Source organism: Streptomyces sp. HNM0574 (assembly GCF_012726235.1).
GTDB lineage: Bacteria > Actinomycetota > Actinomycetes > Streptomycetales > Streptomycetaceae > Streptomyces.
The window spans coordinates 129,737-156,631 of the sequence record NZ_JAASAH010000006.1; the positions used below are offsets into that span (position 1 = coordinate 129,737).

At 71.5% G+C, this 26,895-nt stretch carries 35 protein-coding genes; 19 read left to right on the top strand and 16 right to left on the bottom strand.

Features of this window, described 5'->3' with window-relative positions; genetic code table 11:
• Positions 1-9: 9 nt before the first annotated feature.
• A complete protein-coding gene (locus HCC30_RS13235) occupies positions 10-702 on the top strand; it encodes an ATP-binding cassette domain-containing protein (RefSeq protein ID WP_169442689.1) in 693 nt (230 codons plus the stop codon).
• Positions 703-729: 27 nt separating this feature from the next.
• On the opposite strand, the gene HCC30_RS13240 is transcribed toward HCC30_RS13235, so the two are convergent.
• Entirely contained in the window at positions 730-978 is a 249-nt protein-coding gene (locus tag HCC30_RS13240; protein WP_240979571.1) for a hypothetical protein, read from the bottom strand.
• Between the two features lie 207 nt (positions 979-1,185).
• Here HCC30_RS13240 and HCC30_RS13245 point away from each other — a divergent pair, with 207 nt between their 5' ends.
• Together HCC30_RS13245 and HCC30_RS13250 are read left to right on the top strand one after the other, a co-directional pair.
• Positions 1,186-2,007, top strand: coding sequence for an APH(3'') family aminoglycoside O-phosphotransferase (locus HCC30_RS13245; RefSeq protein WP_169442690.1), 822 nt, complete (start codon positions 1,186-1,188; stop codon positions 2,005-2,007).
• Between the two features lie 96 nt (positions 2,008-2,103).
• On the top strand, positions 2,104-2,505 hold the full coding sequence (locus HCC30_RS13250) for a DUF3592 domain-containing protein (RefSeq protein ID WP_169442691.1): 402 nt from the start codon (positions 2,104-2,106) through the stop codon (positions 2,503-2,505).
• A gap of 35 nt (positions 2,506-2,540) precedes the next feature.
• Here HCC30_RS13250 and HCC30_RS13255 read toward each other — a convergent pair whose 3' ends face one another.
• On the bottom strand, positions 2,541-3,140 hold the full coding sequence (locus HCC30_RS13255) for a TetR/AcrR family transcriptional regulator (protein ID WP_169442692.1): 600 nt from the start codon (positions 3,138-3,140) through the stop codon (positions 2,541-2,543).
• A gap of 70 nt (positions 3,141-3,210) precedes the next feature.
• On the opposite strand from HCC30_RS13255, the gene HCC30_RS13260 reads away from it, so the two are divergent.
• Positions 3,211-4,104 (top strand): NADP-dependent oxidoreductase, encoded by an 894-nt coding sequence (locus tag HCC30_RS13260; protein ID WP_169442693.1) that lies wholly within the window; start codon positions 3,211-3,213, stop codon positions 4,102-4,104.
• A gap of 33 nt (positions 4,105-4,137) precedes the next feature.
• On the opposite strand, the gene HCC30_RS13265 is transcribed toward HCC30_RS13260, so the two are convergent.
• Positions 4,138-4,728 (bottom strand): TetR/AcrR family transcriptional regulator, encoded by a 591-nt coding sequence (locus HCC30_RS13265; RefSeq protein WP_206323782.1) that lies wholly within the window; start codon positions 4,726-4,728, stop codon positions 4,138-4,140.
• 89 nt (positions 4,729-4,817) lie between these two features.
• Between HCC30_RS13265 and HCC30_RS13270 the strand changes: the two genes are divergently transcribed.
• Both HCC30_RS13270 and HCC30_RS13275 read left to right on the top strand, forming a co-directional pair.
• Complete coding sequence (locus tag HCC30_RS13270) at positions 4,818-5,753, top strand: alpha/beta hydrolase (RefSeq protein ID WP_169442695.1); 936 nt, start codon at positions 4,818-4,820, stop codon at positions 5,751-5,753.
• A 117-nt stretch (positions 5,754-5,870) separates the two neighbouring features.
• Positions 5,871-6,140 carry a hypothetical protein gene (locus tag HCC30_RS13275; RefSeq protein ID WP_169442696.1) on the top strand — a complete coding sequence of 90 codons (270 nt, stop codon included), beginning with the start codon at positions 5,871-5,873 and terminating at the stop codon, positions 6,138-6,140.
• Positions 6,141-6,183: 43 nt separating this feature from the next.
• Here HCC30_RS13275 and HCC30_RS13280 read toward each other — a convergent pair whose 3' ends face one another.
• Positions 6,184-7,320, bottom strand: a complete 1,137-nt coding sequence (locus HCC30_RS13280; RefSeq protein ID WP_169442697.1) for a glycosyltransferase — start codon at positions 7,318-7,320, stop codon at positions 6,184-6,186.
• A 94-nt stretch (positions 7,321-7,414) separates the two neighbouring features.
• Here HCC30_RS13280 and HCC30_RS13285 point away from each other — a divergent pair, with 94 nt between their 5' ends.
• From HCC30_RS13285 to HCC30_RS29155, 4 genes are all read left to right on the top strand, one after another.
• On the top strand, positions 7,415-8,224 hold the full coding sequence (locus HCC30_RS13285; RefSeq protein WP_206323818.1) for an aspartate/glutamate racemase family protein: 810 nt from the start codon (positions 7,415-7,417) through the stop codon (positions 8,222-8,224).
• Between the two features lie 79 nt (positions 8,225-8,303).
• Entirely contained in the window at positions 8,304-8,885 is a 582-nt protein-coding gene (locus HCC30_RS13290; RefSeq protein WP_169442699.1) for a hypothetical protein, read from the top strand.
• Positions 8,886-8,937: 52 nt separating this feature from the next.
• Positions 8,938-9,417, top strand: a complete 480-nt coding sequence (locus tag HCC30_RS13295) for an NUDIX domain-containing protein (protein ID WP_169442700.1) — start codon at positions 8,938-8,940, stop codon at positions 9,415-9,417.
• Positions 9,418-9,567: 150 nt separating this feature from the next.
• Complete coding sequence (locus HCC30_RS29155; RefSeq protein ID WP_169442701.1) at positions 9,568-9,738, top strand: DUF397 domain-containing protein; 171 nt, start codon at positions 9,568-9,570, stop codon at positions 9,736-9,738.
• Between the two features lie 250 nt (positions 9,739-9,988).
• On the opposite strand, the gene HCC30_RS13305 is transcribed toward HCC30_RS29155, so the two are convergent.
• Both HCC30_RS13305 and HCC30_RS13310 read right to left on the bottom strand, forming a co-directional pair.
• Positions 9,989-10,204, bottom strand: coding sequence for a hypothetical protein (locus tag HCC30_RS13305; RefSeq protein ID WP_169442702.1), 216 nt, complete (start codon positions 10,202-10,204; stop codon positions 9,989-9,991).
• A 509-nt stretch (positions 10,205-10,713) separates the two neighbouring features.
• A complete protein-coding gene (locus HCC30_RS13310) occupies positions 10,714-11,616 on the bottom strand; it encodes a helix-turn-helix domain-containing protein (RefSeq protein WP_169442703.1) in 903 nt (300 codons plus the stop codon).
• 75 nt (positions 11,617-11,691) lie between these two features.
• On the opposite strand from HCC30_RS13310, the gene HCC30_RS13315 reads away from it, so the two are divergent.
• Positions 11,692-12,108 carry a nuclear transport factor 2 family protein gene (locus HCC30_RS13315; protein ID WP_169442704.1) on the top strand — a complete coding sequence of 139 codons (417 nt, stop codon included), beginning with the start codon at positions 11,692-11,694 and terminating at the stop codon, positions 12,106-12,108.
• On the opposite strand, the gene HCC30_RS13320 is transcribed toward HCC30_RS13315, so the two are convergent.
• From HCC30_RS13320 to HCC30_RS13330, 3 genes are read right to left on the bottom strand one after another with little or no spacing between them, the layout of a single operon-like run.
• Entirely contained in the window at positions 12,003-12,833 is an 831-nt protein-coding gene (locus HCC30_RS13320; RefSeq protein WP_169442705.1) for a PIG-L family deacetylase, read from the bottom strand. The genes HCC30_RS13315 and HCC30_RS13320 overlap by 106 nt on opposite strands.
• Before the next feature lie 35 nt (positions 12,834-12,868).
• A complete protein-coding gene (locus HCC30_RS28570; protein ID WP_169442706.1) occupies positions 12,869-13,540 on the bottom strand; it encodes a class I SAM-dependent methyltransferase in 672 nt (223 codons plus the stop codon).
• 18 nt (positions 13,541-13,558) lie between these two features.
• On the bottom strand, positions 13,559-14,449 hold the full coding sequence (locus HCC30_RS13330) for a fatty acid desaturase (protein ID WP_169442707.1): 891 nt from the start codon (positions 14,447-14,449) through the stop codon (positions 13,559-13,561).
• Between the two features lie 443 nt (positions 14,450-14,892).
• Here HCC30_RS13330 and HCC30_RS13335 point away from each other — a divergent pair, with 443 nt between their 5' ends.
• Positions 14,893-15,420, top strand: a complete 528-nt coding sequence (locus tag HCC30_RS13335) for a GNAT family N-acetyltransferase (protein ID WP_169442708.1) — start codon at positions 14,893-14,895, stop codon at positions 15,418-15,420.
• Between the two features lie 1,641 nt (positions 15,421-17,061).
• A complete protein-coding gene (locus HCC30_RS13340; RefSeq protein ID WP_169442709.1) occupies positions 17,062-17,415 on the top strand; it encodes a hypothetical protein in 354 nt (117 codons plus the stop codon).
• Positions 17,416-17,449: 34 nt separating this feature from the next.
• Here HCC30_RS13340 and HCC30_RS13345 read toward each other — a convergent pair whose 3' ends face one another.
• Together HCC30_RS13345 and HCC30_RS13350 are read right to left on the bottom strand one after the other, a co-directional pair.
• On the bottom strand, positions 17,450-18,271 hold the full coding sequence (locus HCC30_RS13345; RefSeq protein WP_169442710.1) for an SGNH/GDSL hydrolase family protein: 822 nt from the start codon (positions 18,269-18,271) through the stop codon (positions 17,450-17,452).
• Complete coding sequence (locus HCC30_RS13350; RefSeq protein WP_169442711.1) at positions 18,258-18,827, bottom strand: PadR family transcriptional regulator; 570 nt, start codon at positions 18,825-18,827, stop codon at positions 18,258-18,260. Before HCC30_RS13350 ends, HCC30_RS13345 begins: the two co-directional genes overlap by 14 nt.
• An 88-nt stretch (positions 18,828-18,915) precedes the next feature.
• Here HCC30_RS13350 and HCC30_RS13355 point away from each other — a divergent pair, with 88 nt between their 5' ends.
• Complete coding sequence (locus HCC30_RS13355) at positions 18,916-19,365, top strand: nuclear transport factor 2 family protein (protein ID WP_169442712.1); 450 nt, start codon at positions 18,916-18,918, stop codon at positions 19,363-19,365.
• 284 nt (positions 19,366-19,649) lie between these two features.
• On the opposite strand, the gene HCC30_RS13360 is transcribed toward HCC30_RS13355, so the two are convergent.
• Together HCC30_RS13360 and HCC30_RS13365 are read right to left on the bottom strand one after the other, a co-directional pair.
• Positions 19,650-20,039 carry a peptidase inhibitor family I36 protein gene (locus HCC30_RS13360; RefSeq protein ID WP_169442713.1) on the bottom strand — a complete coding sequence of 130 codons (390 nt, stop codon included), beginning with the start codon at positions 20,037-20,039 and terminating at the stop codon, positions 19,650-19,652.
• 5 nt (positions 20,040-20,044) lie between these two features.
• Positions 20,045-20,392 (bottom strand): peptidase inhibitor family I36 protein, encoded by a 348-nt coding sequence (locus HCC30_RS13365; RefSeq protein ID WP_169442714.1) that lies wholly within the window; start codon positions 20,390-20,392, stop codon positions 20,045-20,047.
• 287 nt (positions 20,393-20,679) lie between these two features.
• Between HCC30_RS13365 and HCC30_RS13370 the strand changes: the two genes are divergently transcribed.
• Entirely contained in the window at positions 20,680-21,084 is a 405-nt protein-coding gene (locus HCC30_RS13370; protein ID WP_169442715.1) for a hypothetical protein, read from the top strand.
• 320 nt (positions 21,085-21,404) lie between these two features.
• Here HCC30_RS13370 and HCC30_RS13375 read toward each other — a convergent pair whose 3' ends face one another.
• Complete coding sequence (locus tag HCC30_RS13375; protein ID WP_169442716.1) at positions 21,405-21,641, bottom strand: hypothetical protein; 237 nt, start codon at positions 21,639-21,641, stop codon at positions 21,405-21,407.
• A gap of 135 nt (positions 21,642-21,776) precedes the next feature.
• Here HCC30_RS13375 and HCC30_RS13380 point away from each other — a divergent pair, with 135 nt between their 5' ends.
• Both HCC30_RS13380 and HCC30_RS13385 read left to right on the top strand, forming a co-directional pair.
• Positions 21,777-22,733 carry an NB-ARC domain-containing protein gene (locus HCC30_RS13380; protein WP_169442717.1) on the top strand — a complete coding sequence of 319 codons (957 nt, stop codon included), beginning with the start codon at positions 21,777-21,779 and terminating at the stop codon, positions 22,731-22,733.
• Positions 22,734-22,906: 173 nt separating this feature from the next.
• The gene (locus tag HCC30_RS13385; RefSeq protein ID WP_169442718.1) at positions 22,907-23,896 is read left to right on the top strand and encodes a tetratricopeptide repeat protein; all 990 of its coding nucleotides are present in this window, start codon (positions 22,907-22,909) and stop codon (positions 23,894-23,896) included.
• A gap of 22 nt (positions 23,897-23,918) precedes the next feature.
• Here HCC30_RS13385 and HCC30_RS13390 read toward each other — a convergent pair whose 3' ends face one another.
• Complete coding sequence (locus HCC30_RS13390) at positions 23,919-24,197, bottom strand: hypothetical protein (protein WP_169442719.1); 279 nt, start codon at positions 24,195-24,197, stop codon at positions 23,919-23,921.
• Positions 24,198-24,510: 313 nt separating this feature from the next.
• On the opposite strand from HCC30_RS13390, the gene HCC30_RS13395 reads away from it, so the two are divergent.
• Positions 24,511-25,023, top strand: coding sequence for a hypothetical protein (locus tag HCC30_RS13395; protein WP_169442720.1), 513 nt, complete (start codon positions 24,511-24,513; stop codon positions 25,021-25,023).
• A gap of 58 nt (positions 25,024-25,081) precedes the next feature.
• Here HCC30_RS13395 and HCC30_RS13400 read toward each other — a convergent pair whose 3' ends face one another.
• Positions 25,082-25,480 carry a peptidase inhibitor family I36 protein gene (locus tag HCC30_RS13400; RefSeq protein ID WP_169442721.1) on the bottom strand — a complete coding sequence of 133 codons (399 nt, stop codon included), beginning with the start codon at positions 25,478-25,480 and terminating at the stop codon, positions 25,082-25,084.
• Positions 25,481-25,728: 248 nt separating this feature from the next.
• Here HCC30_RS13400 and HCC30_RS13405 point away from each other — a divergent pair, with 248 nt between their 5' ends.
• Complete coding sequence (locus HCC30_RS13405; protein WP_240979550.1) at positions 25,729-26,889, top strand: ring-hydroxylating oxygenase subunit alpha; 1,161 nt, start codon at positions 25,729-25,731, stop codon at positions 26,887-26,889.
• The last annotated feature ends 6 nt before the right edge of the window (positions 26,890-26,895 follow it).

Genomic DNA, 26,895 nt, shown 5'->3' on the forward strand with positions numbered 1-26,895 from the left:
ACATCCCGGATGTCCGTCCGTATCCGCCGGACCCTCGTCCTCGACGCCGTCGACCTCGACCTCGGCCCGGGCGTCCACGCCGTCCTCGGCGACAACGGTTCCGGCAAGACGACGCTGCTGCGCACGCTCGCCACCGCGACCGCGCACTCCGAGGGCACGCTGCGGCTGCTCGACCGCGACCCCGGCGGCTCCGCGCTGCGCGAGATCCGTCGCCGGCTCGGCTATCTGCCGCAGAGCTTCGGCCTCTACCGCAGCTACACCGTCCGCGAGTTCCTCGGCTACGCGGCCTGGCTGCGGGAGATGCCGGGCCGCCGCATCCCGGCCGCGGTGGAGGAGGCCGCCGAACGCACCGGCCTCGCGCACCGCATCGACGCCCGGATCCGCACCCTCTCCGGCGGCACACGGCAGCGCGTCGGCATCGCCCAGGCCCTCCTCAACACCCCCGAACTGCTGGTCCTGGACGAGCCGACCGTCGGCCTCGACGCCGGAACCCGCGCCGACTTCGTCGCCCTGCTCGGCGAACTGGCCGGCACCACCTGCGTGGTGATCTCCACCCACGCCCCCGAGGAACTCCAGGACGCCTGCACCACGGCCACCCTCCTGGACCGCGGCGGCGTCGCCCTGCACGGCGGCCTCGCGGAGGTCACCGCGCACCGGGGGAGCGCCCGCACCCCGTCGGGCCGGCTGCGCCCCGCCGACTGAGGCCGACGGGGCGCGAGAAGCCGGCGGTCACTGCGAACTGACGTCGTTCTCGCCGCGGTTGTTGTCGCCGAGGTTGAGGACGACGTGTTCCAGGACGTCCTCCATCGGGTCGTCGATCTGGCCGGTATTGATCAGTCCGATCTGCTCGGCGTAGATCAGCGTGTAGACCGGCCCGTCGTGCGAGCCGCTGTCCCGCTCGTCCGCCTGCGCGGTGCCGGAAGCGGTGAGGCCCAGGGCCGCCACCACTACGCTCGCGCCAACTGCCCAGCGCGCCATGCCCCTTGCCGTCTTCCTCGCCATCCGCTCGTCCTCCCGGACCGTGGTACGCGGCTCCCTCATGGAGCCCGGACATGGTACGTACCTATCCCTGCGTCACAGGGGCCACAGGTATGCCTCGACTTTCGGCCGATACGAGTGGGGGGCTCCGCTCGTGCGGTCAAGAGCGGATGAGCGGGCCTCGTCGGGCTGGCTAGAGTTGGCGCCATGAGCGACCACTCCGTTCCTCATGTCGTCTCACCCGAACTGTTCGGGCTGCCCGGCGGCGACTGGCTGCCCGTCACCGCGGGCGAGTCCGGCGCCTACGTCTACCGGGGGACGGACGGTTCCCGGTACGCCAAGTGCGTGCCCCCGGCGGCCGTTTCCCAGCTGTCCGCCGAGCGCGACCGGATCGCCTGGCTGAACGGCCAGGGCCTGCCCGGCGCCCGCGTCCTCGACTGGCGCTCCGGCGACCGCGGCGCCTGCCTGCTCACCAGCACCGTCCCCGGCGTACCGGCCGACCAGCTGCCCGCCGAGGAGCTGTGGTCCGCCTGGCGGCACATCGCCGACGCGGTCCGCCGGCTGCACGAACTGTCCATCCTGGACTGCCCGTTCAGCCGGGGCCTGGACAGCATGGCCGCCCTGGCCCACGACGTCGTGGCCCGGGACGCCGTGCATCCGGAGTTCCTGCCCCCGGAGCAGCGGCACACTCCGCCCGCGGAACTGCTGGCCCGCCTCACCGGCCGGCTCGACCGGGTACGGCAGCAGGAGCCCGCCGACACGGTGGTCTGCCACGGCGACCTGTGCCTGCCGAACATCATCCTCGACCCGACGACCCTGCACGTCACGGGCTTCATCGACCTCGGCCGCCTCGGACTGGCCGACCGCCACGCCGACTTGGCCCTCCTGCTCACCAACGCCCGCGAGACCTGGCCCGACGAGTCCCGGGCCCGCGCCGCCGACTCGGCCCTCACCGAGCACTACGGCACGCCCCTGGACCCCGACCGCCTCCGCTTCTACCTGGACCTCGATCCGCTCACCTGGGGCTGACCCCGGCCGGAACCGGCCGCGCCCGACGCGGCGTCTCCTCCCGCGACAGGACAGGAGACGCCCGAAGAGCCGGGCACGGCACGGAAGGGGGAGGCGGTGACGGTGTGGGGTGCGTTGTCGCTGCTGGCGGGTCTCGCCGTGCTCGGGTTCGGCATCCGTGAGGTGCTGACCCAACTCCGCCTGCAACGGGAGGGAATCCGGGCCGTGGGCACGGTGGTCCGCCACCACGAGAGCCACTCCGGCAACAGCGGCCCCAGCTATTTCGCCGTGGTCGAATTCCTCGACGCGCGGGGCGGGCGGCACACCTTCCAGGCCGCGTCGTCCGGAGTCAAGGGCCTTCCCGTGGGCGGCCCGGCCCCGGTGCTCTACCGCCCCGACGACCCGGAGACCGCGCGCATCGCCCTCACCGGCAGGCGGATCGGTGACGTCGTGCTGCTCCTCACCTTCGGCACCGTGTTCACGGCCACCGGAATCTGGCTCCTCGCCACCGGCCGCTGAGCACGCGGGCACCCGCCAAGTCCCGGGCGGGGGCGCTACGTTGCGGTCGTACCGCCGGAGTCCGCCGAGGTGACCTCCCAGGCCGCCTCGATCATCCGGAAGATCTCATCCACCGCGGCCTCCGGTTCGGCCTGGTCACGGGCCAGCGCATAGGCGTCGACCACGAAGCGTGCGATCGCCCGGCTCGCCGTCGCGCTGCGTGACAGGCCGGGGTTGGCGGAGACGGCCGTCGCCAGCGCCTCCGCGTGGCGCAGGCGCATCGAGTCCTCGTACTTCCGCAGCGCGGGGGACGCGTCGATCATGTGCCGGATGGGGGCCGCGCCGTCCGCGGTGCAGTGGCGCACCAGCGCCCGGACCTCGCGGCGCAGTGCGGGGACGAGCGGCTCGTCCGGCGCCCGGTCGGTGACCGCCCGCGTGAGGCGCTGCTCGAAGTCCGCGTCCTGCTCGAAGACCAGGGCCTCTTTGGAGGCGAAGTGGGAGAAGAGCGTGGTGACGGCGACGTCGGCCTCGGCAGCCACCTCACGGATGCCCACCGCGTCGTACCCGCGTTCCAGGAAGAGCCGCAGGGCGGCGTCGGCGATCTTCTGGCGGGTCGCGGCCTTCTTGCGCTCACGGCGTCCGGTCGGCACGGTCATGCGCCGACGCTATCAAGTGCAAAGCCATAACAGTTCCAAAACGCTAACCGTTAGTGTTACGTTCCTCCGCATGAAGAAGGTGAGCTTCGCCGAGTTCGGCGGTCCGGACGTCCTGCGTCTCATCGACGCCGAGGAGCCCCACCCGGGTCCCGGCCAGGTGCGCATCGCCGTACGCGCCGCGGGCGTGAACCCCGTCGACTGGCGGATCCGCGAAGGCCAGGTCCTGGGGGACCGCCCCGTCGAGCTGCCCTCCGGGGTCGGGCTGGACGCCGCCGGGGTGGTGGACGAGGTCGGTGAGGGCGTCGAAGGGGTCGGCATCGGCGACCGCGTGTTCGGCGAAGGGGCGAGCACGTACGCCGAGTTCGCCGTCCTGTCGGCCTGGGCCCGGATGCCCGAGGGGCTGACGTTCGAGGAGGCCGCCGGGTACCCCTCCGTGGTCGAGACCGCGCTGCGCGTGCTGCGTGAGTCCGGCGTACGGCCCGGGCAGACGCTGCTGGTGAGCGGCGCGTCCGGGGGAGTCGGCTCGGCGGTGCTGCAGATCGCCCGGGACCGCGGCATCACGGTGATCGGCACGGCCGGCCCCGCGAACCAGGACTACCTGCGGAGCCTGGGCGCCCTCGCCACGACGTACGGCGAGGGCTGGGTCGAACGGGTGCGGGCGCTCGGCCGGGCTGACGCGGCGCTCGACCTGGCCGGATCGGGCGTCATCCGCGAACTCGCCGAACTCACCGGAGACGCACGGAAGGTGATCTCCATCGCCGACCTCGACGCCCCGCGACTCGGCGCCCGCTTCTCCGGCGCGGCCGGCAGCGTCCCCGAAGCCCTCACCGAGGCCGTCCGCCTCATCTCCCGGGGGATGCTCCACATCCCGGTCGAGAAGACGTACCCGCTCGCCGAAGCCGCGGAGGCGCACGCCGACAGCCGGGCCGGCCATGCGCGCGGACGGCGGGCGCTGATCGTCTGAGGGCGTCCCCAACAGCCGCCCTGCCCGGGCGAGTCAGCCCCCGGCGGGCAGGGCCTGGGAGAGCGCGCGCAGGCTGATGTCGACGACCGTGCGGAGCTGCTCCGGGCTCGTTCCGGTCCTGCTCAGCACGGCCAGCGACTGGTTGACCGCCACGAGGTGGACCGCGAAGTCGTCGGCGTCGCCTTCGGCCAGCCGTGCGGCGACCAGGGCGGCCCGCAGCCGCGCGTGCTGAAGGCCCAGGGCTTCGCTCGCGCGTGCGGCGACGGCGGGGCTGAGCTCCGGTGCCGCCATCGCGGTCCGGGCGATCAGGCAGCCGTCGGGTACGCCGGGGTCGGCCAGGCGCTCCAGGGTGACCTCGAAGAACGCCCGTACCGCCAGGAGCGGTTCCTCGGACGCGCGGGAGAGGGCCTGGTCGTACCTGTCTCCGTACCGCGCGGCGTAGCGGTCCAGGCAGCGCAGGTAGAGCGAGTCCTTGTCGCCGAACGAGGAGTAGAGGGAACTGCGGTTCAGGCCGGTCGCCCTGGAGAGCTCGTCGAGGGAGGTGTCGGCGTATCCGGCCCGCCAGAACTGGACCATCGCCGCGTCGAGCGCGACGTCCACGTCGAACTGCTTCTTTCCGGCCATCACACACGCACCTCGTTCCCGGACCGGCCGTTGCGGCCCCGCCCATCCTATCTTGAACTGACCAGTCCAAGATGCAGTAGGCTGCGGACATGACCGACGACGCCACGGCCCCGAACCGCCCTCCGACCGACGCGTTGCCGCTGCACGGCCTCGCGGGATTCACCCACCGCTGGGCCGACGCGGCGGGAGTCCGGCTGCACGCCGTGGAGGGCGGCCGGACGGACGGTCCCGCCGTCGTCCTGCTCGCCGGATTCCCGCAGACCTGGTGGGCCTGGCGGAAGGTGATGCCGGCTCTCGCCGAACGGTTCCACGTGATCGCCGTCGACCTGCCGGGACAGGGCCACTCCGACCGTCCGCCGGGCAGCTACGACACGCACACCGTCGCCGCGCGCGTCCAGGCCGCGCTGACCGCGCTCGACGTGCCGAAGTACTGGCTCGTCGCCCACGACATCGGGGCCTGGGTGGCCTTCTCGCTGGCCCTGAAGTACGAGGAGCGCCTGCACGGTGTCGCCCTGCTGGACGCTGGCATTCCCGGCATCACCCTCCCGGACGCGATCCCCACCGATCCCGAACGGGCCTGGAAGACCTGGCACTTCGCCTTCCACCTGGTGCCCGAACTGCCCGAGACGCTGCTCACCGGCCGCGAGCGTGACTACGTCGGCTGGTTCCTGAAGGGCAAGGCCCTCTCCCCGGACACCTTCGACGGCGCCGAGATCGACCACTACGCCGCCTCCCTGGCGGCCGAGGGCGGGCTTTCCGCGTCGCTCGCCTACTACCGCGACGCCGCCGAATCCGCCCGCCGGAACCACGAGGCCCTCGCACGCGGGCACATGACCGTCCCGCTCCTGGGAATCTCCGGCTCCCACGGCTCGATCCCCGACATGGGAGCCTCCCTCAGCCCGTGGGCACGGAACGCGACCGGCGTCGTCATCCCCCGGTCCGGACACTTCATCCCCGACGAGCAACCCGGCGCGACGGCGGACGCGTTGACCGCGTTCATCGACCGCTCGCGCGCCGGACAGTGAGCGGAAACCCCGCGTGCCGCCCGTCCCCCGGTGGCAGCATGTCCACCACGGGGCGACCGCCTCTTGTTCTCGACGGGACGACGGAGAGGTCATGTCATGCGCAACAGGATCAGGGCCGTGCTCACGACCGGAGTGCTGCTCGGTTCGGTGGTGGCGCTGCCGGTGGTGACGGCCGCACCGGCGCACGCCAACACCACCCAGTGCCTGAACTATCTGCACCTGCAGAAGTACAAGATCGGGCCGAAGAGCAAGGCGGCCTGCAAGAAGGCCACGAAGAGCAAGACCGCACGCGCCGAGGCCGTCTACGACCTCCGCAGCCTGGGCGTGCGCCGGGGCCACGCGGAGACCGCGGGCGACTACGCGTTCTGGGGCCGCGACCGGCACTGACCCCACGCGTTCCCCGCGCCCCGAACAGGGGCGCGGGGGACCGTCAGGCGTACGTGCGCCCCTTCCAGGCCGCGCCCCGGCCGCGGTGGTGACGGCGGGCCGAGTCCAGCGTCATCAGGGTGTACAGGACGGCGGTGAACGGCAGCGTCAGAGCCCACCACAGCGGCTGCCCGTAGTACCGCAGCATCGGCACGTACGTCACCGTCATCACCAGCCACGCCGCCCAGCCCGCCCACGAGCCGCACAGCGCCGCCACCGGCGGCACGGCGTACACCAGCGCCAGGCCCGCGACGGTCCCCGCCAACAGCAGGCGGCTGTGCCGGAGTTGGGCGTACGCGGTGCGGGCGACCATGTCCCACAGCTCCGCCAGGCCCGCGTACGGGCGCACGCTCCAGGCGCGGTCCGCGAGCCCCAGCCAGATCCGGCCGCCGGCGCGCTGCACCGCGCGCGCCACCGTCACGTCGTCGATCACCGCGCCCCGCACGGAGTCCGGGATTCCGGCGCGGACGGCGGTCTCCGTGCGCAGCAGTACGCAGCCGCCCGCCGCCGCGGCCGTCCGCGAGGCGGGCCGGTTGACCCGGCGGAACGGGTACAGCTGCGCGAAGAAGTAGACGAACGCCGGGATCACCAGCCGCTCCCAGCGACCCTCCACCCGCAGCCGCGCCATCTGCGACACCAGGTCCAGACCCCGGCCGCGGGCCGAACGCACCAGCGCCCGCAGCGAGTCCGGCGCGTGCGCGATGTCCGCGTCCGTCAGCAGCAGGAACTCGGTGTCGGTGCGTGCCCGGGCCAGCGCGATGCCGTGCCGCAGCGCCCACAGCTTGCCCGTCCAGCCCGGTGCGGGGTCGCCGGGGGAGCCGACCGTCAGCGGCAGTCCTCCGGGGCGCGCGCGGGCAAGCTCGCGCGCGACCTCGGCCGTGCCGTCCCGCGAACCGTCGTCGACGAGGAAGACCTCGGCCCGGCCCGGATACTCCTGCGCCAGCAGCGAGGGCAGGCTCGACGGCAGCACCGCCGCCTCGTCCCGCGCGGGGACGACGACCGCCACCGTCGGCCAGTGCGTCACCTCCGCGTCCGGGCCCGGCGGCAGCCGGACGTCCGTGCGCCAGAAGAAGCCCTGCCCGAGCAGCAGCCACAGCCAGACGGCGAGCGATGCGAGGGCGACCCATGTGACCAGGCTCATCCGCTGCAGTCTGCCCCAGCCCGCACGGCCCCCGGACCCGCCTCGCCGGACCGTCCGGACACCCGGTCGACTAGAGTGGCCTGCCGTGAAACCCCTGAAGATCGCTTTCGTGGACTCCGGAATCGGCCTGCTCGCAGCCGCGGCCGCCATGCGCAGGGCACGTCCCGACGCCGATCTCGTGCTCTCCTCAGCGCCCGACAGCATGCCGTGGGGGCCACGCTCCGCCGAGTACATCGCCGAGCACGCGCTGGCCTGCGCCCGCGCCGCCGCCGCGCACGGCCCCGACGCCCTCGTCGTCGCCTGCAACACCGCCTCCGTGCACGCGCTGACCGCGCTCCGCGCCGAACTGGAGCCGGAGATCCCCGTCATCGGCACCGTCCCCGCCGTGAAGCCCGCCGCCGCGGCCGGGGCGCCCGTCGCGATCTGGGCCACCCCCGCGACCACCGGCAGCCCGTACCAGCGCCGCCTCATCGCCGACTTCGGCAACGGCGCCGACATCACCGAGGTCCCCTGCCACGGCCTGGCCGACGCCGTCGAGAGCGCCGACGAGGCCGCCATCGACGCCGCCGTCACGGCCGCCGCCGCGCTGACCCCGGACGGCGTCGGCGCCCTCGTCCTCGGCTGCACCCACTACGAACTCGTCGGCGAACGCATCCGCGCCGCCGTCCGCCCCGACCTCGCGCGGCACCCCGCCGGGGACGAGACCCCGCTCGCCTTCCACGGCTCGGCCGGGCCCGTCGCCGCCCAGGCGCTGCGCCGCGTCGGCGCGGCCCCCGACCCGACGGCCGAGCCGACCGGCTCCCTCACGGTCCTGCTCGGCGGCCGCCCGTCCCCGCTCCCGCCCGCCGCCTCCACCTACGCCGAGGGTCGCCTCCTCGCGGGCGCGGAGGCCGTACGCGGCTGAGGCCGCACGTCACCGCCCGTGTCCCCGCGGGCGCGGCGCGCGCTCTGCCGCCCCGCGGGACCCGACGTACGCTGGCCGCATGAGCGACGACCACCGTCAGGGGGCGGCGTCACCCGGGGGACCCGCGCCACGCACCCCCGCACCGCCCGGCACGGGCGGCTCCACCTGGACCGGCGAGGCCACCGGCCACCACCAGTGGCTGCTCGCCGTGCTCGGCGCGGGCTGTCTCGCGCTCGGCATCCTGCTCGCCGTCGACAGCGCCTGGAACGACTCGGCCCCGCTGTGGATGTCCGTCACCGGCTGCGTGGCGGGCGGGCTGCTCGCGCTGTTCGGCACGCTGGCCTTCGTCAAGGTGCACGTCCGCGTCGACAGCGAGTGCCTGGAGGTCCGCTGCGGGCACATGGGCCTGCCCCGGCACCGCATCCACCTCCGCGACGTCGTCGAGGCCGAGTTCGTCCCCCGCGTCACCCCCCGGCACTGGGGCGGCTGGGGCTACCGCTGGCGCCCCGAGAAGGGCACCGCCGTCGTCGTACGGCGCGGCGAGGGGATGCTGCTGCGCATGGGCGACGGCCGGACGTTCACCGTCACCGTCGACAACGCGGAGGCCGCGGTCCGCGCCGTCCGCGAACGCCTCCAGCCGCCGGGCCACCGCCCGGCCTGATCCCGACCCGTGGCGCGGCCCTCCGCCGCAGGTGAGACGTAGGGTCGGAGGCATGGCGACACCCGATTTCATCCGCACCCTCCGCGCCGACGCCGGACACCAGCTCCTCTACCTCCCCGGCGTCAGCGCCGTCGTCTTCGACGCCGACGGCCGCGTCCTCCTCGGCAGGCGCGCCGACACCGGCCACTGGTCGATCATCGGCGGCATCCCCGAACCGGGCGAACAGCCCGCCGAGGCCGCCGTCCGCGAGGTCCACGAGGAAACGGGCGTCCACTGCGTCGCCGACCGCGTCATCCTCGTCGACGGCCTCGCCCCCGTCACCTACGCCAACGGGGACATCTGCCAGTTCATGGACATCTCCTTCCGCTGCCGCGCGGACAGCACCGACGCCTGGGTCAACGACGACGAGTCGCTGGAGGTCGGGTGGTTCGGACTGGACGAGCTGCCGCCGCTCTCGGACTTCGCCATGCGTCGAATCAAGCAGGGCAGGGAGGACGGGCCGGCGTGGTTTGAGGGGATGCCGGGGGCTTGATGCTGGTCTTCTGGGGGCGTGCGCTGTGTGGCGAGGGTGTGATGACTCGGAAGTGAGTGACCCCGCCTCGCTCATTGAGAATGGGGAGCCGGTCACGGAAGCTTTCGAGGAACTCGGGGACGGGTACGTCGCCCACTCTCCTTCGCGGCGGTGTTTCAGGGGTACGTAGCGGACCACGTATTTTCCCGACGAGTCTCTTACGCGAACGATCTGCCTGCTGACGCGCAAATCCACGTCCGTGACTCGAAGGACACCACGATCGCGCCCCTCAGCGCGTCCCCGGCGGCTTGGACCGCCTTCATCGAGCACACCAGCGCCTGACCCGTGCTGGCGGAGGCTCCCCGACCGGTACCTGTCCAGTAGGCACCGCTCCGGGAGCCTCCACGCTCCATCATGCCCCGCACCACCGACATCCGACGCGCTCAACGCCCCAGCAGGCAAGCCCGCGAGAAGAAGTGAACAGTGTGTGGGCCCCCACGTCGGCAGGGGACCCACACGGACGTGGGTCAGCGAGTCACTCGCCCTGCTCGGGCCCTTCCTGCTCGCCCTCGTGCAGCAGGGACGACAGCAGCTAGTCCAGGCCGTTCAGGCCGTAAGGAACAAACTTCTCGTTCTCCGTTCCCCCGAAGCACGCGAAGCCGTAGCCGGACGCCTCGACGTGCCCGCCGCCTGCCTCACACTTCTTCGTGGTCGTCAATTCGCCCCACGCCGAGGCAGTGGATGCGTTGGCCAAACCCAGCGCCACGGTGGCAAGGGCGAGGGCGGTAGCAGTAGCGAAACGCTTCATGTCGTAATGCTCCTTTCAGGGCAGAGGTCACCTCATGGTGATCCCTGCAGAATGCTTTCCGCTTCATCAGTTAACGGCTCGCCATGAGTCAACGACCGATTGAGTCGAACGCAACGCCCCAAGCTGCGAAGTGCTGGGACTGCACAGGGAAGTGACCTCTTCCTCCCCTGGGAGGGGGCAGCGTCTCCAGCTTTGGCGATCACCCTCGCAGTGTCAGAACAAACGTTCCCTGCTGTGTGCCCGGTTGTCGGGTGCTGTGACTGGGCTTCTCCGGGCGGTGCGGTACCGAGCCCGAAGGGCTCGGTACTACCCTGGAGTTCCAGGGCCGTTCGCGGCCTTCGTTGCTGTTCAGGCCCTTGGAAAATGTTCTGCGTTTGCAGATCGTCGACCACCGTCCAGTCGACGACCAGCTCATCGGGAAGCGCGTCGAGGATGTCCACGAACCCGCCCTTGACAGCGGTCGGTTCGAGTTCCTCACGTACGGCCAGGTCGGCATGCGCGGATCGTGGTCACCCCTGCTTCCGCGGTGAGCGGTGCGAACTGTCCGGGGGCGGGGGCCGGCGTGTTTCGTCGACGTCGTGCTCCGCCCACGCGATGTTGTCCGCCGTCAGGCTCGGGTCACCTGCCAGCGTCGACGGAGTCACTCCGGTGAACGCCACGAACTCCCGGTGAAGATGGGACTGGTCGGCGTACCCGCACTCCGTCGCCACGTCTGCCGCGCTCCCGCCCGCGAGCAAACGCTGGGCGGCGTGGCGGAAGCGGACCAGTGTCGCGGCGCGCTTGGGAGACAGGCCGATCTGCGACCGGAACCGGGACCACAGGCGTCTGCGGCTCCAGCCCACCTCGGCTGCCAGTTCATCGACCCTGACCCGGCCGCGGCTCACGAGGATCCGGGACCAGGCCCGGACCACCTCCGGGTCCACCGGTGGTCCCGTCCCGGAGTGACGGGAGAGGAAGGCGTCCGTCACCGTGAAACGGTCCTCCCAGGACGGGGCCTCGCCCAATTGCTGCCGCAGCCGTGCCGCGTTCCGGCCCCACAGGTCGTCGGGGGCGGCCACGGTACGTTCCAGCTCCGCCGGGCGGACGCCCAGCACGGCATGCGCGACCAACGGGGACAGGCGCACCTCGACGCACGTGATGTTCTCGCCCCGCATGCGCATCGCACCGGGTGCGAGCCCGGCGACGAGACTTCCGCGCTGTTCCCGGCCGGCGGCGTCGCCCACGACGAGCGGGCCGTCGCCGAACTCGACGACGAAGGTGAGGGCCGGGTGAGGGATCACCGGCAGGTCGACGGGGCCCGTGCCCCGATCGCGGAATCCGGCCAGGCTGACGCCGGCTGTCCGGCCGCGCCACGAAGGCCCCGCGACCTCCCACCCGGCCACAGCCTCACGCTCACCAGCGGCGGATCGCATCACCCCATGCTACGAGGAGACCGGTCGGAACATTTGTCCAAGACCCTGGCGCGCGCCGACGGTCACAGTGGCCTTATGAGCAGCCACATCATCCAGAACGCCTTCCTGGCGTTCGCCAGTTACGACCCCGACCGGATCTCCGCGGTCCTCACCGAGGACGCCGAATGGCTCTCGCCCCCCGGGAACGCCGTCGCCGTCGCGCTCGGGACGACGCATCACATGGTCGGCAGGCAGGCGATCGTGCGCTTCTTCGCCGAGGGCTTCCCCCGCCTGTTCGTCCGCGACCTCGACGTCACCTTCCCGACGGTCCACGCCGACAGCGAGCGGGGGTTCGCGGAGGCGAGCGTGCAGGCAACGCTCGCCGACGGGAACCACTACAGCAACGACTACTGCTTCGTCTTCGAGTTCCGGGACGAGCTGATCCACCGGGTCCGCGAGTACGTGGACACGGCCCGCGGGCACCGCATGATCTTCGCCGGGATGCCCCGGTAGCCGCCCACCCCCGGACCGCCACCTCGATCCGCCTGGCGTACGGGGAGCCGGGCGCGATCAGGGAGGCGTCGGGCTCGATGCCCTCCACGGAGCCTTCCCGCTCCAGCGTGCGCCAGTTCAGCCCGTCCGCGCAGCCGACGTCGAGGACCTTCGCCCGACCGGGATGCCAGGTGCGGCGGGAGCGGAGGGGCTGCCGCAGGTTGTGCTCCCGGGCGCGCCACCACCAGTGCCGCGCGTACATGTCCGCGTACACCCCGCCGTGAGAGGAGTCCATCAGATGAGTGGGGTCCGGGGCGCGCCCCGAACCCCGCCTCGGTGGAGGACAGGGTGGAGAAACCGAGGAGCCAGCGCACCGTGCTGACGTGCCAGCGGCAGGCGATCGCGGTGGCGCGGGTGGTGAGTTCGTGGTCGGCGTTGAGGTCGCCGGTGTGGTGCGTGCAGACGATGCGCGGCTCGGTCCTGGCCACCTCGTCGCCGAGGTGCCGGGCCGGGTCCAGCCTGCCATGGCCGGTGACGCCCAGTGCGGCGCAGGCGGCGGCCGTCTCGCCGCGGGACAGTTCCCCCTGGGCGTCCGCGGTTTCGGGACCGCGCGAGGTCTTGCCCTCGGCCAGGATGAGGACGTGCACCTCGTGGCGCGCGGCGGCGTGCCGGGCCAACGTGCCGCCCGGGCCGATGACTTCGTCGTCGGGGTGCGAGAGGTCGACCGTCAGGCCATGACGGGCCATGAGCTCCCAGTCGAGGTAGTCGGCCGCGTGCGGGCTCAGGGCCCACTGCGGGGCGCGCCCTGCGTGTACGCGCTGGACGGCGTCCGCAGACCGTCCCGGGTGAAGAGCACGAAGTGCCGGGGGCAGTGGAAGCCTCCCCAGTTGCGGTGCCGGAAGATCCGGCAGTCCCAGGTGGCGGTGTTGGGCGTCTTGACGAGCAACACCCCGTTGTCGCTGAGCAGTTCGCTCGCCTGATGCAGGACCTGCGCCGGGTCGGGGACGTGCTCGATGACGCTCATCATCATGATGAGGTCGAACGTCTCGTCGGAGCTGAACTTCTCGACGGGCATGCAGTGGTACACATGCCCGGCACGCTCGGCGGCCGCCTGCACGTCGACCTCGTGCGTCTCGGCGACCCGCGGGCACACCCGGCGCGCCGTGGTCAGCAGCCGGCCCGCGCCGCCGCCCACATCCAGCACCCGGAGACGCTCGCCCGGGATTTTCCGGAGAATTTCCCCGAGTGTGCGTCCGTCGAGTTTCTCCTTGACGCGTTCCGTGAACGCCGTCGACCCCTCGATTCCGCCGTAGGAGTAGTAGTTCGAGGGGTAGATCTGCAGGTAAACGGCCGAGCAGGCGCCGTGCCGTGTGTACCGGTACTCGGCAAGGATCGTGAAGCATTCCTTTTCGTCGGCCCTGGTGAAGAGTTCCGCACCTCCCGCTCCGCACACGGGGCAGCCCTCAACGTGTCACCCACGGTGCGCCTCCACCATCATTCCCTTCAGTACGGAGATGTATCCGGCCCGGCTGCTCTCCATTTCCCGGGCCAGCGGCGTGCGCTCGAAGAACTTCTCCACCTCGCGGAACCGTGTGCAGGAAATCGCGGGGTCCCAGTGGTACAGCAGATGCTTGAATGTCGGGGAGAGCGGATCGTCTCCGAACAGCCGGTTCAGCGGCCCGTGTTCCACCACGGTGAAGTCCGTCGCGCACGGGGCGTCGAGGACGCGGTGCTCGGTCACTGTCCGGAGCAGCGCGCACAGGTGCAGCAGCGGCGTCCGGAGGCCGCGGAGCGCCTGCCGCGCGGCGCCGCGCCGCCGACGGCGCTTCCCGGGCGGCGCGCCGTTGTGACCGGCCCCGGCACGCGGGGGCCCGGCGGGCGCCTGCCGCCGGCCGGCCCGCCGGTCGCGCAGCAGGACCTCCAGCACGCGGAGTCCGGTCATCCCCTTGAGGATGTTCGTCACCGAAAGGCACAGGTGGTAGGTGGTTTCCGTGTCCCGGTGCGAGCCCAGGTGCGTGTGGTGCGTCATGTGCGTGCGCCGGTACTGCGCCGTGGTGGAGCCGAACAGCAGCCAGACGCACCAGTCGCCGAGCCGGTCGTTCTTCCTGCGGCGGCGTGCGAGGTTGCCGTGCGCCGCCTCGTGTCCGAAGAGGAAGAGCGCGTGCAGCCACCACCCCGTCCACACGGCGGCCACCGCCGTCACCGGTACGAGTACGCCGGGCCCCGCCCCCATGGCGGGCGGCACGTCGGCCACCCCCGCCACGAGCGCCGCCCAGCACAGCGCGATGTCCCGCCAGACGACGCGGTAGTGCGGTGTGAGCGTCCTGCGGTGGTCCGTCCACCGGACCCCGTCCCTGTCCACGACCGAGGGGAGGTGCGGTGATCCCGGGTTGCCCGAGGGGCTCTTTCCGGACTTCGCCGCCCCCTTTTCAGCCGTTCTTCTTCCGTCTTCTTCGGAGATCCTTGCCATGTACCCTCCCGGTGCCACCGACTGGTTTCTCGCACGCTTGAGGAAAACTGGCTCGACTCGTGATTCCGGCGGCCTGCCGGAAGAGTTCTGGTGAATTCCGCGGCAGCTGCCTGCGGCGTAAAACGAAGAGTTGTGGGCGTCGGTGAGGGGCGTTGTCGCCCGCCTCGTGGAACGCGCCAAAACGCTGCCGTACGCGCATTGTTCCGTGTACGGGGCGCACTTCCCGGAGCACTCTAATTCTCGTGCCCGTGCTCCCGCAACACCGGAAACGGATTCGCCTCCGGCTCGCTCCGTCCAATAGTATCTGGCCCGCTCTGCGACGAAGGAGGAGGAAAATGATCCGAGCCGCACGGGAAAGTGACGTGCCGCGCCTGCAGGACATCGAGCGTGCCGCGGGAAAGGTGTTCGCGGACATCGGCATGAAGGCCGTGGCGGAGGACGAGCCGCCGTCCCGGGAGGTCCTGCTGGGCTACCTGAACGACGGCCGCTCCTGGGTGCACGCGGACGCCGACGACGTCGCGGTCGCCTACATCCTGGTCGACGTGATCGACGGCTGCGCTCATCTGGAACAGATCTCGGTGCACCCCGACCACGGGCGCAGGCGTGTGGGCCGGGGCCTGGTCGAGCACGTGGCCGACTGGGCGCGTGAGCGCGGCCTCGCAGCGCTCACCCTCACCACGTTCCGGGACGTGGTGTGGAACGGCCCGTACTACGAGCGGTGCGGCTTCCGTTGGCTCTCGGACGCCGAAGTGACCTCCGGGCTGAGGGAGTTGCGGAAGGCGGAGGCGGATCACGGCCTCGACCGCTGGCCGCGCGGCTGCATGCGCCGCGAGCTCTCCGCCACGGAGCCGGCGGACGGCTGACCCCGCTCCGGCGGGCCGCCGGGCCTCCCTCCCCGCGCCGGGCCTCCGGTCCGGGGAGGGAGGTGCAGGGTGCACGTGCGAAGGGCGGACACCTGAACCGGGCCCGCCGGGTAACGAACTGCCGCCGGTCTCCCGGCGGTTGTGCCGCGTCGCGCGAGCGCGCACGAGAATCCTCTCCACTGCTCGACAGTCGCAGAGATACCTTTCGGACACCTTCAAGAGAGCGGCGCCAAAGGTCAGTTGGCAGCACCCCTACTTGGCAAAGTCGGGGCAAAGGCAGAACGCGTGAATGGGCCCGGCAGTGGCACGGCGCGACGGTGTTACGTCGTCCGCTGCGGGCCGACGGCTGCCGCGGCCTCGCCCACAGGGGGTCATCGGAAGTGACGCACGTCGCTCCAGGTCAGAGCTTATGCGGCGGACGCCCTGGCGGCTTTGACGGCAGGTGGGCGGGGGGTGCGTGCGCGCTCCCGGCACGCATTCGTCCGTAGGGCATGGAGAGACGGTAGGCGCGCCTGAGGTCCAAGGTCCAGCAAAGGGGAACGGAGGGGTGGGAATTCGGCCTGGCACGACATGGCCGCTTTTTCTGTGCTCTCGTCGAGGAGCAGGGCGGAGCGCACTCGCCTGACGTGTCCCCTGGCGGCGGCACCTCTACCGGCCCTACGCGAAAAAGACCGGCCCGCTCCGCACGCTCTCCGGCCGTGTGCTTTCGGACATGCAGCCCACGCAACACCGCCCCCCGGACGGCGCCGCACTGGTCGGCAGCCGGCCGGTGCCCGGCATGTCGACAACCCATCCGCCGCACCATCTGAGCCCCGGCCCGGCCAACCCGGCGTGGATCGCCCGTCGTCGCTCAACTCGCCCCTCACGCAGGCACTTGACGGGCGCGGACCGGGGGCCCGGCATCGATGTCTCCGTATTCGGGTGTGGTCATCGGCCGGTGCTGATCGCCTTCGACGCGCCTTGAGACAGGTCGCTCCGGTCGGATTCCACCGGCTGTGGCGGTACTTCACGGTGCATACGTTGTGCGACTTCCGGACGGGAGAGGGCACGGGGCAGGACGATCCGGTCCGCGGACCGACCGGATCGTCCTCGGCGTCACGGTGGTGCGCACGGCTGCCTTCGCCGGACGGGGCGCCCTGGCCCCCGGATCGCTGGACGGTGTGTCGTCGTCCGGACTCAACGGCGCGCTCGACGAGGGCGGTTGATCTTCTCGCTGGGCGCGACGGGCTTCGTGGTCTTCGCACTGTGACCCGGTGCGGTGGATGTGCTGCCGCAGACGAAGGGGGAGAAGCCCGACTCGGCGGGGGTGTTGGCGCTCCTGCCCGCGTGTCCGGAACGGCATGGCAGTGCCGCCCCCCCCGAGCTCCAGGAGCACCTCGCCACCCGTCCCGCGCCACCACCCCGCTCATGAAGGGGCGTTCCGGCGTCGAGCTTCCTGAGCCAACTCAAGAACCGCCCCGCAGACAGAAGGTACGTGTTCGTCACCGCCGTGGCCCGCCAGGTGCAGGCGGGAGCCGGAGGCGGCGACGGTACGCGCCGCGTGGACGAGGCGTGCGCGGCTGCGCACGAAGGGTGCCCGTACCGCGCTCGACGGCATGCCCGGATCCCAGGCCGGCCTGACGGTTGGGTACCGTCGAGTTCATGGCGACATCGTGGCTGCGGGCGATCGAGGCGGGCGGGCGCATGGTGGAGGAGCCGTCCGAGGACGAACTGCACGTCCTGCTGGCAGACATGAACCTGTCCCACCCCTTCGTGATCCTGCAGAGGTTCGACCGGGAACCTGCTGATCAGCACTACATGCAGGCCTGTCTGCGCGACGACATGACCTACCAGGTCGAATACCGCGAGGGCGGTGCGGATGAGCACTACCAGGCCCATGTCGGGGAGCAGTACAGCCTGAGCGGCCCGGAGGTCATCGCGCCGCTGATGGCCGATTGGGCGCGTGACGGCCGGCGGTGGCGGGAGGCACTCCCGTGGACTCCCCTGGAAATGTGACGACTTCGGCGCTCGGAGCTCGGAACGGGTCTCTCTACGAGAGTGGCGGACCGTCGGCGGTCTCGTTGCCGGGGTGTGCGTGGACAGGCCGGAGCTGTGGGCGCTTTGCCGTTCTGCCGTCTCCGGAGGAGCGGCCGCGCAGGCGTCTGCCGAGCCAGGGGCCGAGGAACGAGGCGGCCCAGCGCAGTTCGGCGCCGGTGGCGTGCCATCCGGTGGGGGCGGGTGCCTCGGGCGGAGGCAGGGGGTGCGTCCAGGAGCTGCTGCTGCCGGGCAGGCGGAGGGCGTGGGCGACGGCGGCGGCGATCCGTTCGTGACCGAGGGGGCCGGCGTGCAGCCGGTCCGGGCTCCAGATGCGGGGGTCGGTGACGACCTCGTGGCCGAAGGTCTCGGCGACGGCGACTCCGTGCCGGAGTGCCGCCTCGCGGATGCGGTGGTTGAGGGCGAGGACGCGGGAGCCGACCGGGCGGGCGAGTGCGGTGATCCGCGTGAGGTCGGGGAAGGTGAGGGTCGCCACGGAGGCACCCCGGGCGGTGAGCGTGGCGAACATCGCCTCCAGGTGGCCGGCGACCTCGTCCGCGTCGAACCGGGGACGCAGCAGGTCGTTGACGCCGGCGACGACGGTGGCCAGGTCGGGGCGCAAGTCGGTGGCGGGGCCGAGCTGTTCGGCGCGGACCTGCCCGGCGGTGCGGCCGCGCACGGCCAGGTTGGCGTACTGGACACCCGGGCTGTGCGCGGCGAGTTGCTCTGCGAGCCGGTCTGCCCACCCCCGCAGGCCCACGGTGTCGTCACCGTCGCCGAGCCCTTCGGTCTGGCTGTCGCCCAGGGCGACATAGCGCAGGTACTCACCGCTCGGCACGAAGCGTCCGCCTCTCCCGCAGGATCGCCGCGCTGCGCTCGCACCAGTCACGGTTGCCCTGTTCGAAGCCGAGGCCGGCCAGGCAGGTGAGGTAGGGCCCGATCCGTTCGCCGTGGCGCAGGAACTCCTCCTCGCTGCGGTCACCGCGCATCTTCCGCAGGATCTTCCCGAACAGCTCGGCCTTGGCCCCGGCCACGGCGGCCCGCTCCAGGAGCTGCGCGACGATCTGCTCGGTGTCGGTGCGGTCGGAGGCGTGGACCTTGACGAGCAGGTCCTCCCGGATGAAGGAGGGCTTCGTGGAGGACGCCGCGAACCGCTCCAGCTCGGCGAGACCTGCCTCGGTGACCTTGAACAGCCGCTTGTTCGGCCGGGTTTCCTGAACCACCTCCCGGCCCGTAACCAGCCCCTCCGCCTCCAGCTTGGCCAGCTCGGCGTACAGCTGTTGAGGCAGCGCGTGCCAGAAGTTGGCCACACCCATGTCGAACGACTTGGCCAACTGGTAGCCGCTCAGCTCCTCGTCCAACAGCGCCGCCAGAACCGCTTGACGCAAAGCCACCGGACCGCTCCCTTCCTCTGTCCACCGAGCCCCACGCATGATACTCAAAAAAATGACTAATCAGATTCAAGAGTGCCGAGGAGAAGCCGTGGCCACCGCAGACCTGTTCCGCGCCGCCGTCGAAAACCGCGATCTCACCGCCCTGGACGGCCTGTTCACCGACGACGTCCGCCTCTACAGCCCCGTGAAGTTCACTCCCTTCGAGGGCAAGCCCGCGGTCCTGGGCCTCTTCGACGTCCTGCTCCGCACCTTCGAGGACTTCCGCTACATCGGCGAGTTCGACGGCACGGCCGAGACGAGCGCCGAAGGCGACGAGGCCCCGTCGGCGATCCTTCTGTTCCGCGCCACCGTCAACGGAAAGCAGATCCACGGCATCGACCTGCTGCAGTTCGACGCGGAGGAACGGATCAAGGAGTTCACGGTCATGGTCCGCCCGCAGTCCGCGGTGCAGGCCCTGGGCCAGGCAGTCCTCGCGGGCCTGATCGCCGCCGGGCACCTCCCGGCGTCGGTGGAGCATCAGGCGGAGGGGACGGCGTAACCCTGGACGGGGCCGCCGGTCTGTGAGCCGGACCCCCCGGAGGCGGCAGGCAGGGGCAGGTGCGCGTGGCGCCACCTCGACTCCGCCCCCAGGGAGCCGAGGTGGCGCACGCCGAGTCGCGGTTCCTGCGCACGGGTGGACGGCGGGGCGGTGAACCTCGCCCGCCTGTTCGCCGCCCGCACCGTGCACCGGGGCCGCAACTTCCCCCGTTGGTCCGGCGCGTCCCCGTGCTCAAGGCCGGGGGTCGGAGGGCGACTTGAGGCCGGGGACGTGCGACGACCGGGTCAGCATTCGCCGCCCCACTTCGCGGAGTGCAGGGTCACGGTCGTGTCGAGCGTGGTCATGCTGCTCGGGGAGTCGCCCGGGTAGTGGAGGCACCCGTTCCTGGGCCGGTCGTCGACGGCGTACTGGTACGTGTAGTGGACGTGGTCCGCGCCGGGTTGGCGTACTCCGTTGTTGAGGCCCGACAGGCCGTGCGAGGACTTGTGCCTGCCGATGTTCCCCTGGGACTTCCAGTCCGGGGAGCCGGAGAACGAGTCGTTGTTCCACACGCAGACGTATCCCTTGGGGCAGGACCCCTTGCCCGTGACGACCGCGTCCGGGGCCGCCGAGGCCGTGGACGCGGCGCCCAAGGCCATGAGACCTGCGGCGACCAGCAGACCGGCCCTCTTCATGCGGGTCAGCATTCGCCGCCCCAGCGCGCGTACACGAGGGTTCCCTCTTCGCCGATGGCGGTGGAGTTGTCGTCCGGCGGATAGTGCACGCATCCGACCCCGTAGGAGCCGTGCGGCCACACGTACTTGTAGTGGATGTGGTCGGCGCCGGGGCTGGCCACGCCGTTGTTGACGATGGACACGCCCCTGGGCGAGTACATGTTCCGCTCCAGGTCGCCCTGGGACTTCCACTTGGGCTTGCCGGACCAGCTGGTGTTGTCCCACACGCACACGTACCCCTTGGGGCAGGACGCCTTCCCTGTCACCGCCGGCCCGTTGGACGCGGTGGCGGCGCTCGCGGTGCTCGCGGCCATGAGGCCGGCGGCTACGAGCGTGAGAGCTCTCTTGAGTATGCGCATTCCTCCCGTTTGGATCCGGCACGGCATGCGGAATTCCGTGGGAAGCCGGTCAACTGCCCACCCGTGCCGTGCGGATGTGTCCGACATTAGGAGGTGCGGGCCCGGGCCAAGAAGGATGCAGGGTGCTCAATTCGGGGCGCGGATTGTGCAGGGTGCTCAGGCTTCTGAGGGCGCGCGGCCCGAGGGAGAATGGACAGCCGCCCCCACCATCTGCGGCACCCCCGCCCGAAGGACGGACCCCCATGAGCCCGGTACCCGACCGTTTCGGCGTCCTCGCCCACTGTCGCGGCGGGCAGGCTCCCGCCGTGCTGCGGTGGACGGGCGAGTATCACGACTACGTGGTCACCGCTGAGGGGCCGTGGGGACTGGTGACCGGCAGCGGGGAGGACTGTTTCGACGCGCTGGCCCGGGTGCGGGAGCGGATCGAGCCGGTGGGCTGGCTTCTGGGCGTCAACGGGGTGCGTCGTGACACGTGGCCCTCCGGGACCTGCCGGGGAACCGGAGGGTTTCTCGTCTACCGGCTCACCCCGGGCCGACGCCCCACCCGCGCCGATCTCGTGCAGACCTTCCACGAGGCGCCCCGCGAGACGCTCGCCACCGTCTCCGAGCAGGTCCGCTTCGAGCGGCAGTGGAGCCAGTCGCTGTGACCACCCCGCCCGCCCCCGTCACCGAGGCCCTGTGGGCCCGGGCCTGGCCGCGAGCCGGAGCTGCTCGCCGCCTTCCGCGACGCCACGCTCATCCTGTTCGCGCCGGAAGGGCAGAGCGGCCTCCACACCGTCACCGAGGGCGACGGGAGCCGCTGCATCCCCGGCACCGGAGGCAGCAGGCCACCGGCCTTCCGGTCCGCCTCAACCCGGGCCACCGCATCAGCCTCACCGTCCCGGCGCAGGACGGCACCACCGCCGACTTCGGCTGAGGCGGTCCTTCAACCGCCTCTGTTCAGCGAGGAGTTCGCCCCCCCCGACGGTCACTCGTCGGAGTCGTTCTGCTTCCTGCTCCGGCGGAAGCGCACGACGTTGTAGGCGATGCCGCCCACCACGACCACACCGGCGAGGGCCCAGAAGACCGGGCTGGAATCGCCGTCGCGGTCGTACTTGTAGGAGGCGATCTCCGTGGCGGACGCCGGGGATGCGAACGCGGCACCGGTTCCCGGCCCGAGCCCCAGCAGAACTCCGAGGAGGAGCAGTGTCGTTGCGGTGCGCATGGATTCTCCTGATGTCGTGAGCACGATGAGACGTCGGAAACCGTAGCTCACGGAGCTGGGACGCGTGGATGTCCTGCCGTCCCCGGCACACCCGGCCCCCGCGCACAGGTTTCAACCCGGCTGGACGGGAACCCGGTGCGGGAGACGGCCGTCGGCCTGGCCCCCGAGCAGGTGCCGGACGAGGAAGACGAGCGCGTACGCCGCTACCGGTCACTGCTGGACGGCCGGCGCATGCTGATCCTGCTGGACAACGCGGCCTCGGCCGAGCAGGTACGCCCGCTCCTGCCCGGTACCTCCACCTGCCGCGTACTCGTCACCAGCCGCAACCGGCTCGGCGGGCTGGTCGCCCGCGAAGGCGCCCAGCCGCTCGAACTCCCCGTCCTCGCCCCGCACGAAGCGCGGGCACTCCTCGTCGCGGCCCTGGGTGAACAGCGCGTGGCGGCGGACGTGGAGAGCGCCGAGCAGCTCGCCCGGCTGTGCGGCCACCTTCCGCTGGCCCTGCGGATCGCCGCCGCGCGGCTCGCCTGCGAACCCGGGCTCCGCATCGCCGACCTGGCGGCGGAGCTGGCCGCCGGTGACCGGCTGCGGACACTGGAACTGGACGACGACCCCTCCTCGGCGGTCCGCGCCGCCTTCGCCCAGTCCTACGGCGCTCTGGACCCGGAGGCCCGGCGCCTCTTCCGCCTGCTCTCACTCGTCCCGGGGCCCGAGGTGACCGCGCCCGTCGCGGCCGTTCTCCTCAAGAGCGACGAAGGGGACGCCGGACGGCTGCTGCGGACGCTGAGTGCGGGGCACCTCCTCCACTCGCCCGCACGGGGCCGCTACGGGCTGCACGATCTGCTGCGGGAGTACGGGGCCGAGCGGGCCCGGCGGGAGATCCCGCCGCCCGAACAGGCCGCTGCCGCAGACCGGTTGAACGCCCACTATCTGCGCACCGCCCGCGCCGCGGCGGCACGCGGCTACAGCCCCGTCGTCCGTCTGCCCCGCGAGCCCGGCATCCCGGACGGGGACGGGAGCCGGGTCCCGGCACCCGGCGGGTTCCCGGCCACGACGCGGCGCTGGAGTGGCTGGAGGCCGAGCGGGAGAACCTGACCGCCGTCGTCGTCCGGGCGGCCGAGTCCGGACGGCACCGGTTCGCCTGGCGGCTCGCCGACGAGCTGCGCACCTTCTTCTACCGAAGGCGGCACCTGTCCGAATGGGAGACCACCACGCGGGCCGGGCTGCGCGCCGCCCGCCGGGCCGCGGACCCGCTGGGCCGGGCGGCCATGGAGCAGAGCCTCGGAGCGCTGTACCGCCAGAAGGGAGACGTGCAGGCCGCGCTGGAGTTCCACCACGCGGCGCTGGCCGGTTTCCGGCAGGCGGGGTTCGGTCCCGGCGAGGCCGCCATGATGTGCAACCTCGGCGCCTTGCACGAGGACTTGGGCGAGATGCGCCAGGCCGTTACGTGGCAGGAACGCGGTATCGACCGGTTCCGGGAACTCGACCTGCCGGAGCTGCTGGGCCCCGCCCTCGGCAACATTTCCTCGGTGTGCGTCTGCATCGGGGAACTCGACCGTGCCGTGGCGCACGCCACCGAGGCGATCGACGTCGGCGCCCGCAACGGCCACCGCTCGGCCGGCATCGCGCCGTTGATCAACCGGGCCTTCGCCCACCACCGGCGCGGCGACCACGGTCCGGCCACGGCCGACGGCGCCGAAGCGCTGCGTATCTGCCAGGAGCTGAGCCAGCGTCACCACGAGTCCACCGCACACGACCTCCTGGCCCAGATCCACGGCGAAACCGGTCACCTCGAAGTCGCCTGGGAGCACGCCCGCCACGCCCTGCGGGCCGCGCAGGAGACCCGGCACGTCAAGGACGAGGCGGACAGCCTCCTCACCTTCGCCGCCCTGCACCACCGTGCGGGCGAACCGGAGCGGGCGGAGGCCGCCCTGAGCCGCGTGCTGGAGATCGCCGAGGCGCACGGCCTGCAGTGGCTGCGGGCCGAGGCCCGGCTCGGGACGGCCCGCCTCCGGTACCTCTCGGGCAGCCACGACGCGGCGGACGCCCACGCCCGGGAGAGCCTCGGCATCGCACGTGGCCAGGGCCTGCGACTGGTCGAATGCCGTGCGCTGGACATCCTCGCCGCCGTGGCCCTGGCCACCGGCCGCCCGCAGGACACGGCCCGTTATTCCGCAGAGGCCGAGGAGCTGCGCGCGGTGACCGGTTACCGCCTGCGGTACGACGTCCTCGGCGTTGCCCGGGGGAGCGGTGCCTGACCCCGTTCCGAGGACGAGTACCTCACTCGTGCCACGCGTAGTAACACGCGCGCTTGGCCTGGGAGGTCCATACGTCGAGACTCTTGAGCATGTCCACGCACGAGGAGGCGTACTGCTTGCCGAGGGAGCCCACGGCGCAGGAGCGGGAGACCTTCGCGCCCACGGTGTAGCCCTCGCGCTTGAGGTAGTCCTTGCAGTGTGCGGTGGCGGCCGAGGCCGGGCTCGCGGTGGCCACCGGGACGGCCACGGCGGACACGAGCAGTCCGGCGGCGACGGCGAGGCTCTGGCATGTGCGGCGCATGTCTTCCCCCTGTCATGACATGTCGAATGGTCGGTAACCCACACTGATGCCGGATGTGTGCTTCTCCAAGCGCAAACAAGCCGGAATGGACGGCGGTATCGGCCCCTCCGCGCCGGCTTGCTCCACAAAAACGTTCCGGCGCCCCAACCGGCCGTCGCGCGCGGCCAGTTGGAGCGAGGCGGCTCCGGACGCCGTCCGGTCGCGGCTTCGACCAGCGCGGTGAACCTTGGACGGGCCACGCAGCGCCACACAGGCGATCAGGGAACAAGGCACTCGCCCCGCAGTGAGCTCACCTCAGTGAAAGGTCGTGGCGATGCCCCGGTCGTTAAGTTTTCACGACATCCTGCGTGACCAGGAAAGCGCCTGGTGCGACACCGCATGGAAACCCGTCGACGTCAGCGCCGACAGCGGTGCGTACCACGGCTCCTACCGCGTCGACATCGCGTCCGACGTCGAGGACGGCGCCTCCTACCGCCCCCTGCTGCACGCCTCGCTCCTGGCCGAGCTGGTGAACTTCCACACCCTCGCCTCGATAGCCTTCGCCTACTCCCGGCGGGACCGCCCGGAACTGGCCCGGCTCCCCGACGTCCCCCTGGTGGAATTCCGGCGACGCGCGCTCCTGACGTCACTGCAACTCTCCCTGGTGCGGCCCGTGTTCGACAGCCCCGTCCCGATGTCGCTGACCGTCGACGACGTCACGGACAAGTGGAAGACCCACCGGCTGATGTTCTTCAACCTCTCCGTCGAGGTGGCGGAGGGAAAACAGACGGCCAAGGTGGGTGGCTGCCTCAACTTCCGCGACGCCATTTCCCCGGAGGACGCGTAGGGCGGAACCGCTGTCCGCGGCCCGGGAGCACGGGCCGCGGACAACGGTTCCGGTGGTGCTACTTGCAGTTGACCCACTTGTTGGAGCGCAGGTGCACCCCGTCGCCGTAGCTCTTCTGGCCCTTCTTGAACACGTACGTCCTGCCCTGGTAGTTCTTCTGCTCGAAGACGCGGACGTCGCAGCTGGTGCCGTTGTTGTGGGCCGAGCGGACCTTGTTGCCGAAGGCGCCGCCGAAGCGGGTCAGGTCCTTGTTGTTCCCCGCGACCTTCTGCATCGCGCCCTGGTAGTGCTTCTTCGGCCACACGCAGAAGTAGCCCTTCGGGCAGGCCGCGGCGCCCTGCCCCGTCGTCTTCCCCTCGGCGCCGGCCGCACCGGCGACGCCGCCGAACACGGCCCCCGAGAGCGCGATCGCCGCCGCGCCGATTCCGACGCGCCTGTGTGCCCTGCTGATCCGCATGGTCGTCCTCCCCGTCGTTCCGTCGCACCTGTCCGTGCCCCACAGACTCTGCGCCGCCGCTCCGCCCAACCGCCAGCGCCCGCCGAGCGGTTGGGCCCGTGTGGGACGTCACCCCGCTGACCTGCTGGGACGCGCCTTGAGGGAGGACGGGTGTGGGACGCCGGACGCGGACGCGCGCCACCGGAGAAACTGGACGATCATTCAACCCGGGATTGAACGAGCGTACAAACCTGCCTATGGTCGTCGGCATGGTTGCTCTCACCGCGGACGAGTTCAGGACGATCGCCTCCGGGTACGACGCCGACCCCGGGCGCTCCATGTCGCTCCGGGCGGAGGCGTACACCGAGCAGAAGTGGCACGACGTGGACCTCGGCGCCGTCTTCGCGCGTACCTGGCAGTGGGTGTGCCACGTGGAGAAGCTGGCGGCGCCGGGCAGTTACGTCGCCGTCGAGGTCGCCGGGATGCCGGTGGTCGTGGTGCGGGACCGGGAGGGGCGGCTGCGCGCCTTCTACAACGTGTGCAAGCACCGGGCGCACGAGCTGCTGTCCGGCTCGGGGACGACGCGCATGATCGTGTGCCCGTACCACGCCTGGACCTACGATCTGGGCGGCTCCCTGGTGGGCGCCCGGCAGACCGACCGGATGGAGACCTTCGACAAGTCCCGGATCTGCCTCGACCAGGTGCGGGCCGAGGAGTTCTGCGGCTTCGTCTACGTCAACCTCGACCCGGAGGCCAGGCCGCTGGCCGAGCAGGCCCCCGACCTGGCCGCCCAGATCACCGAGCGGGCCCCGGACGTCGCGCGGCTCACGCACGCCAAACGGCTCCGCTACGACATCCGGTCCAACTGGAAGAACGTCGTCGACAACTTCCTGGAGTGCTACCACTGTCACGTCGCGCACCGGGAGTTCGTGTCACTCGTCGACATGGACACCTACGACGTGCGGACGCACGGAATCTGGTCCAGCCACTTCGCCGACGCGGGCAGGAGCGAGAACGCCGCCTACGACGTGTCCGGCGCGACCGTCACCGAGCACGCGGTGTGGTGGCTGTGGCCCAACACCTGCCTGCTGCGCTATCCCGGACGCGGCAACCTCATGGTGCTCCAGATCCTCCCGGCCGGCCCGGGGCGCACGCTGGAGACACTCGACTTCTTCCTGGAGAGCACCGAACTCGACGAGACCGAGCGGCAGTCGGTGCGCTACATGGACGAGGTGCTGCAGGTGCAGGACATCGGTCTGGTGGAGAGCGTGCAGCGCGGAATGGCGACGCCCGCCTTCGAGCAGGGCCGGATCGTGCACGACCCGGAGCGCGCGCCGGGGCTCTCCGAGCACGGGGTGCACCATTTCCACGGCCTGCTGCTGGACGCCTACCGGAAGCTCGTGAGCGGCCCCGCACCCGCGTCCGCCTGACGCCCG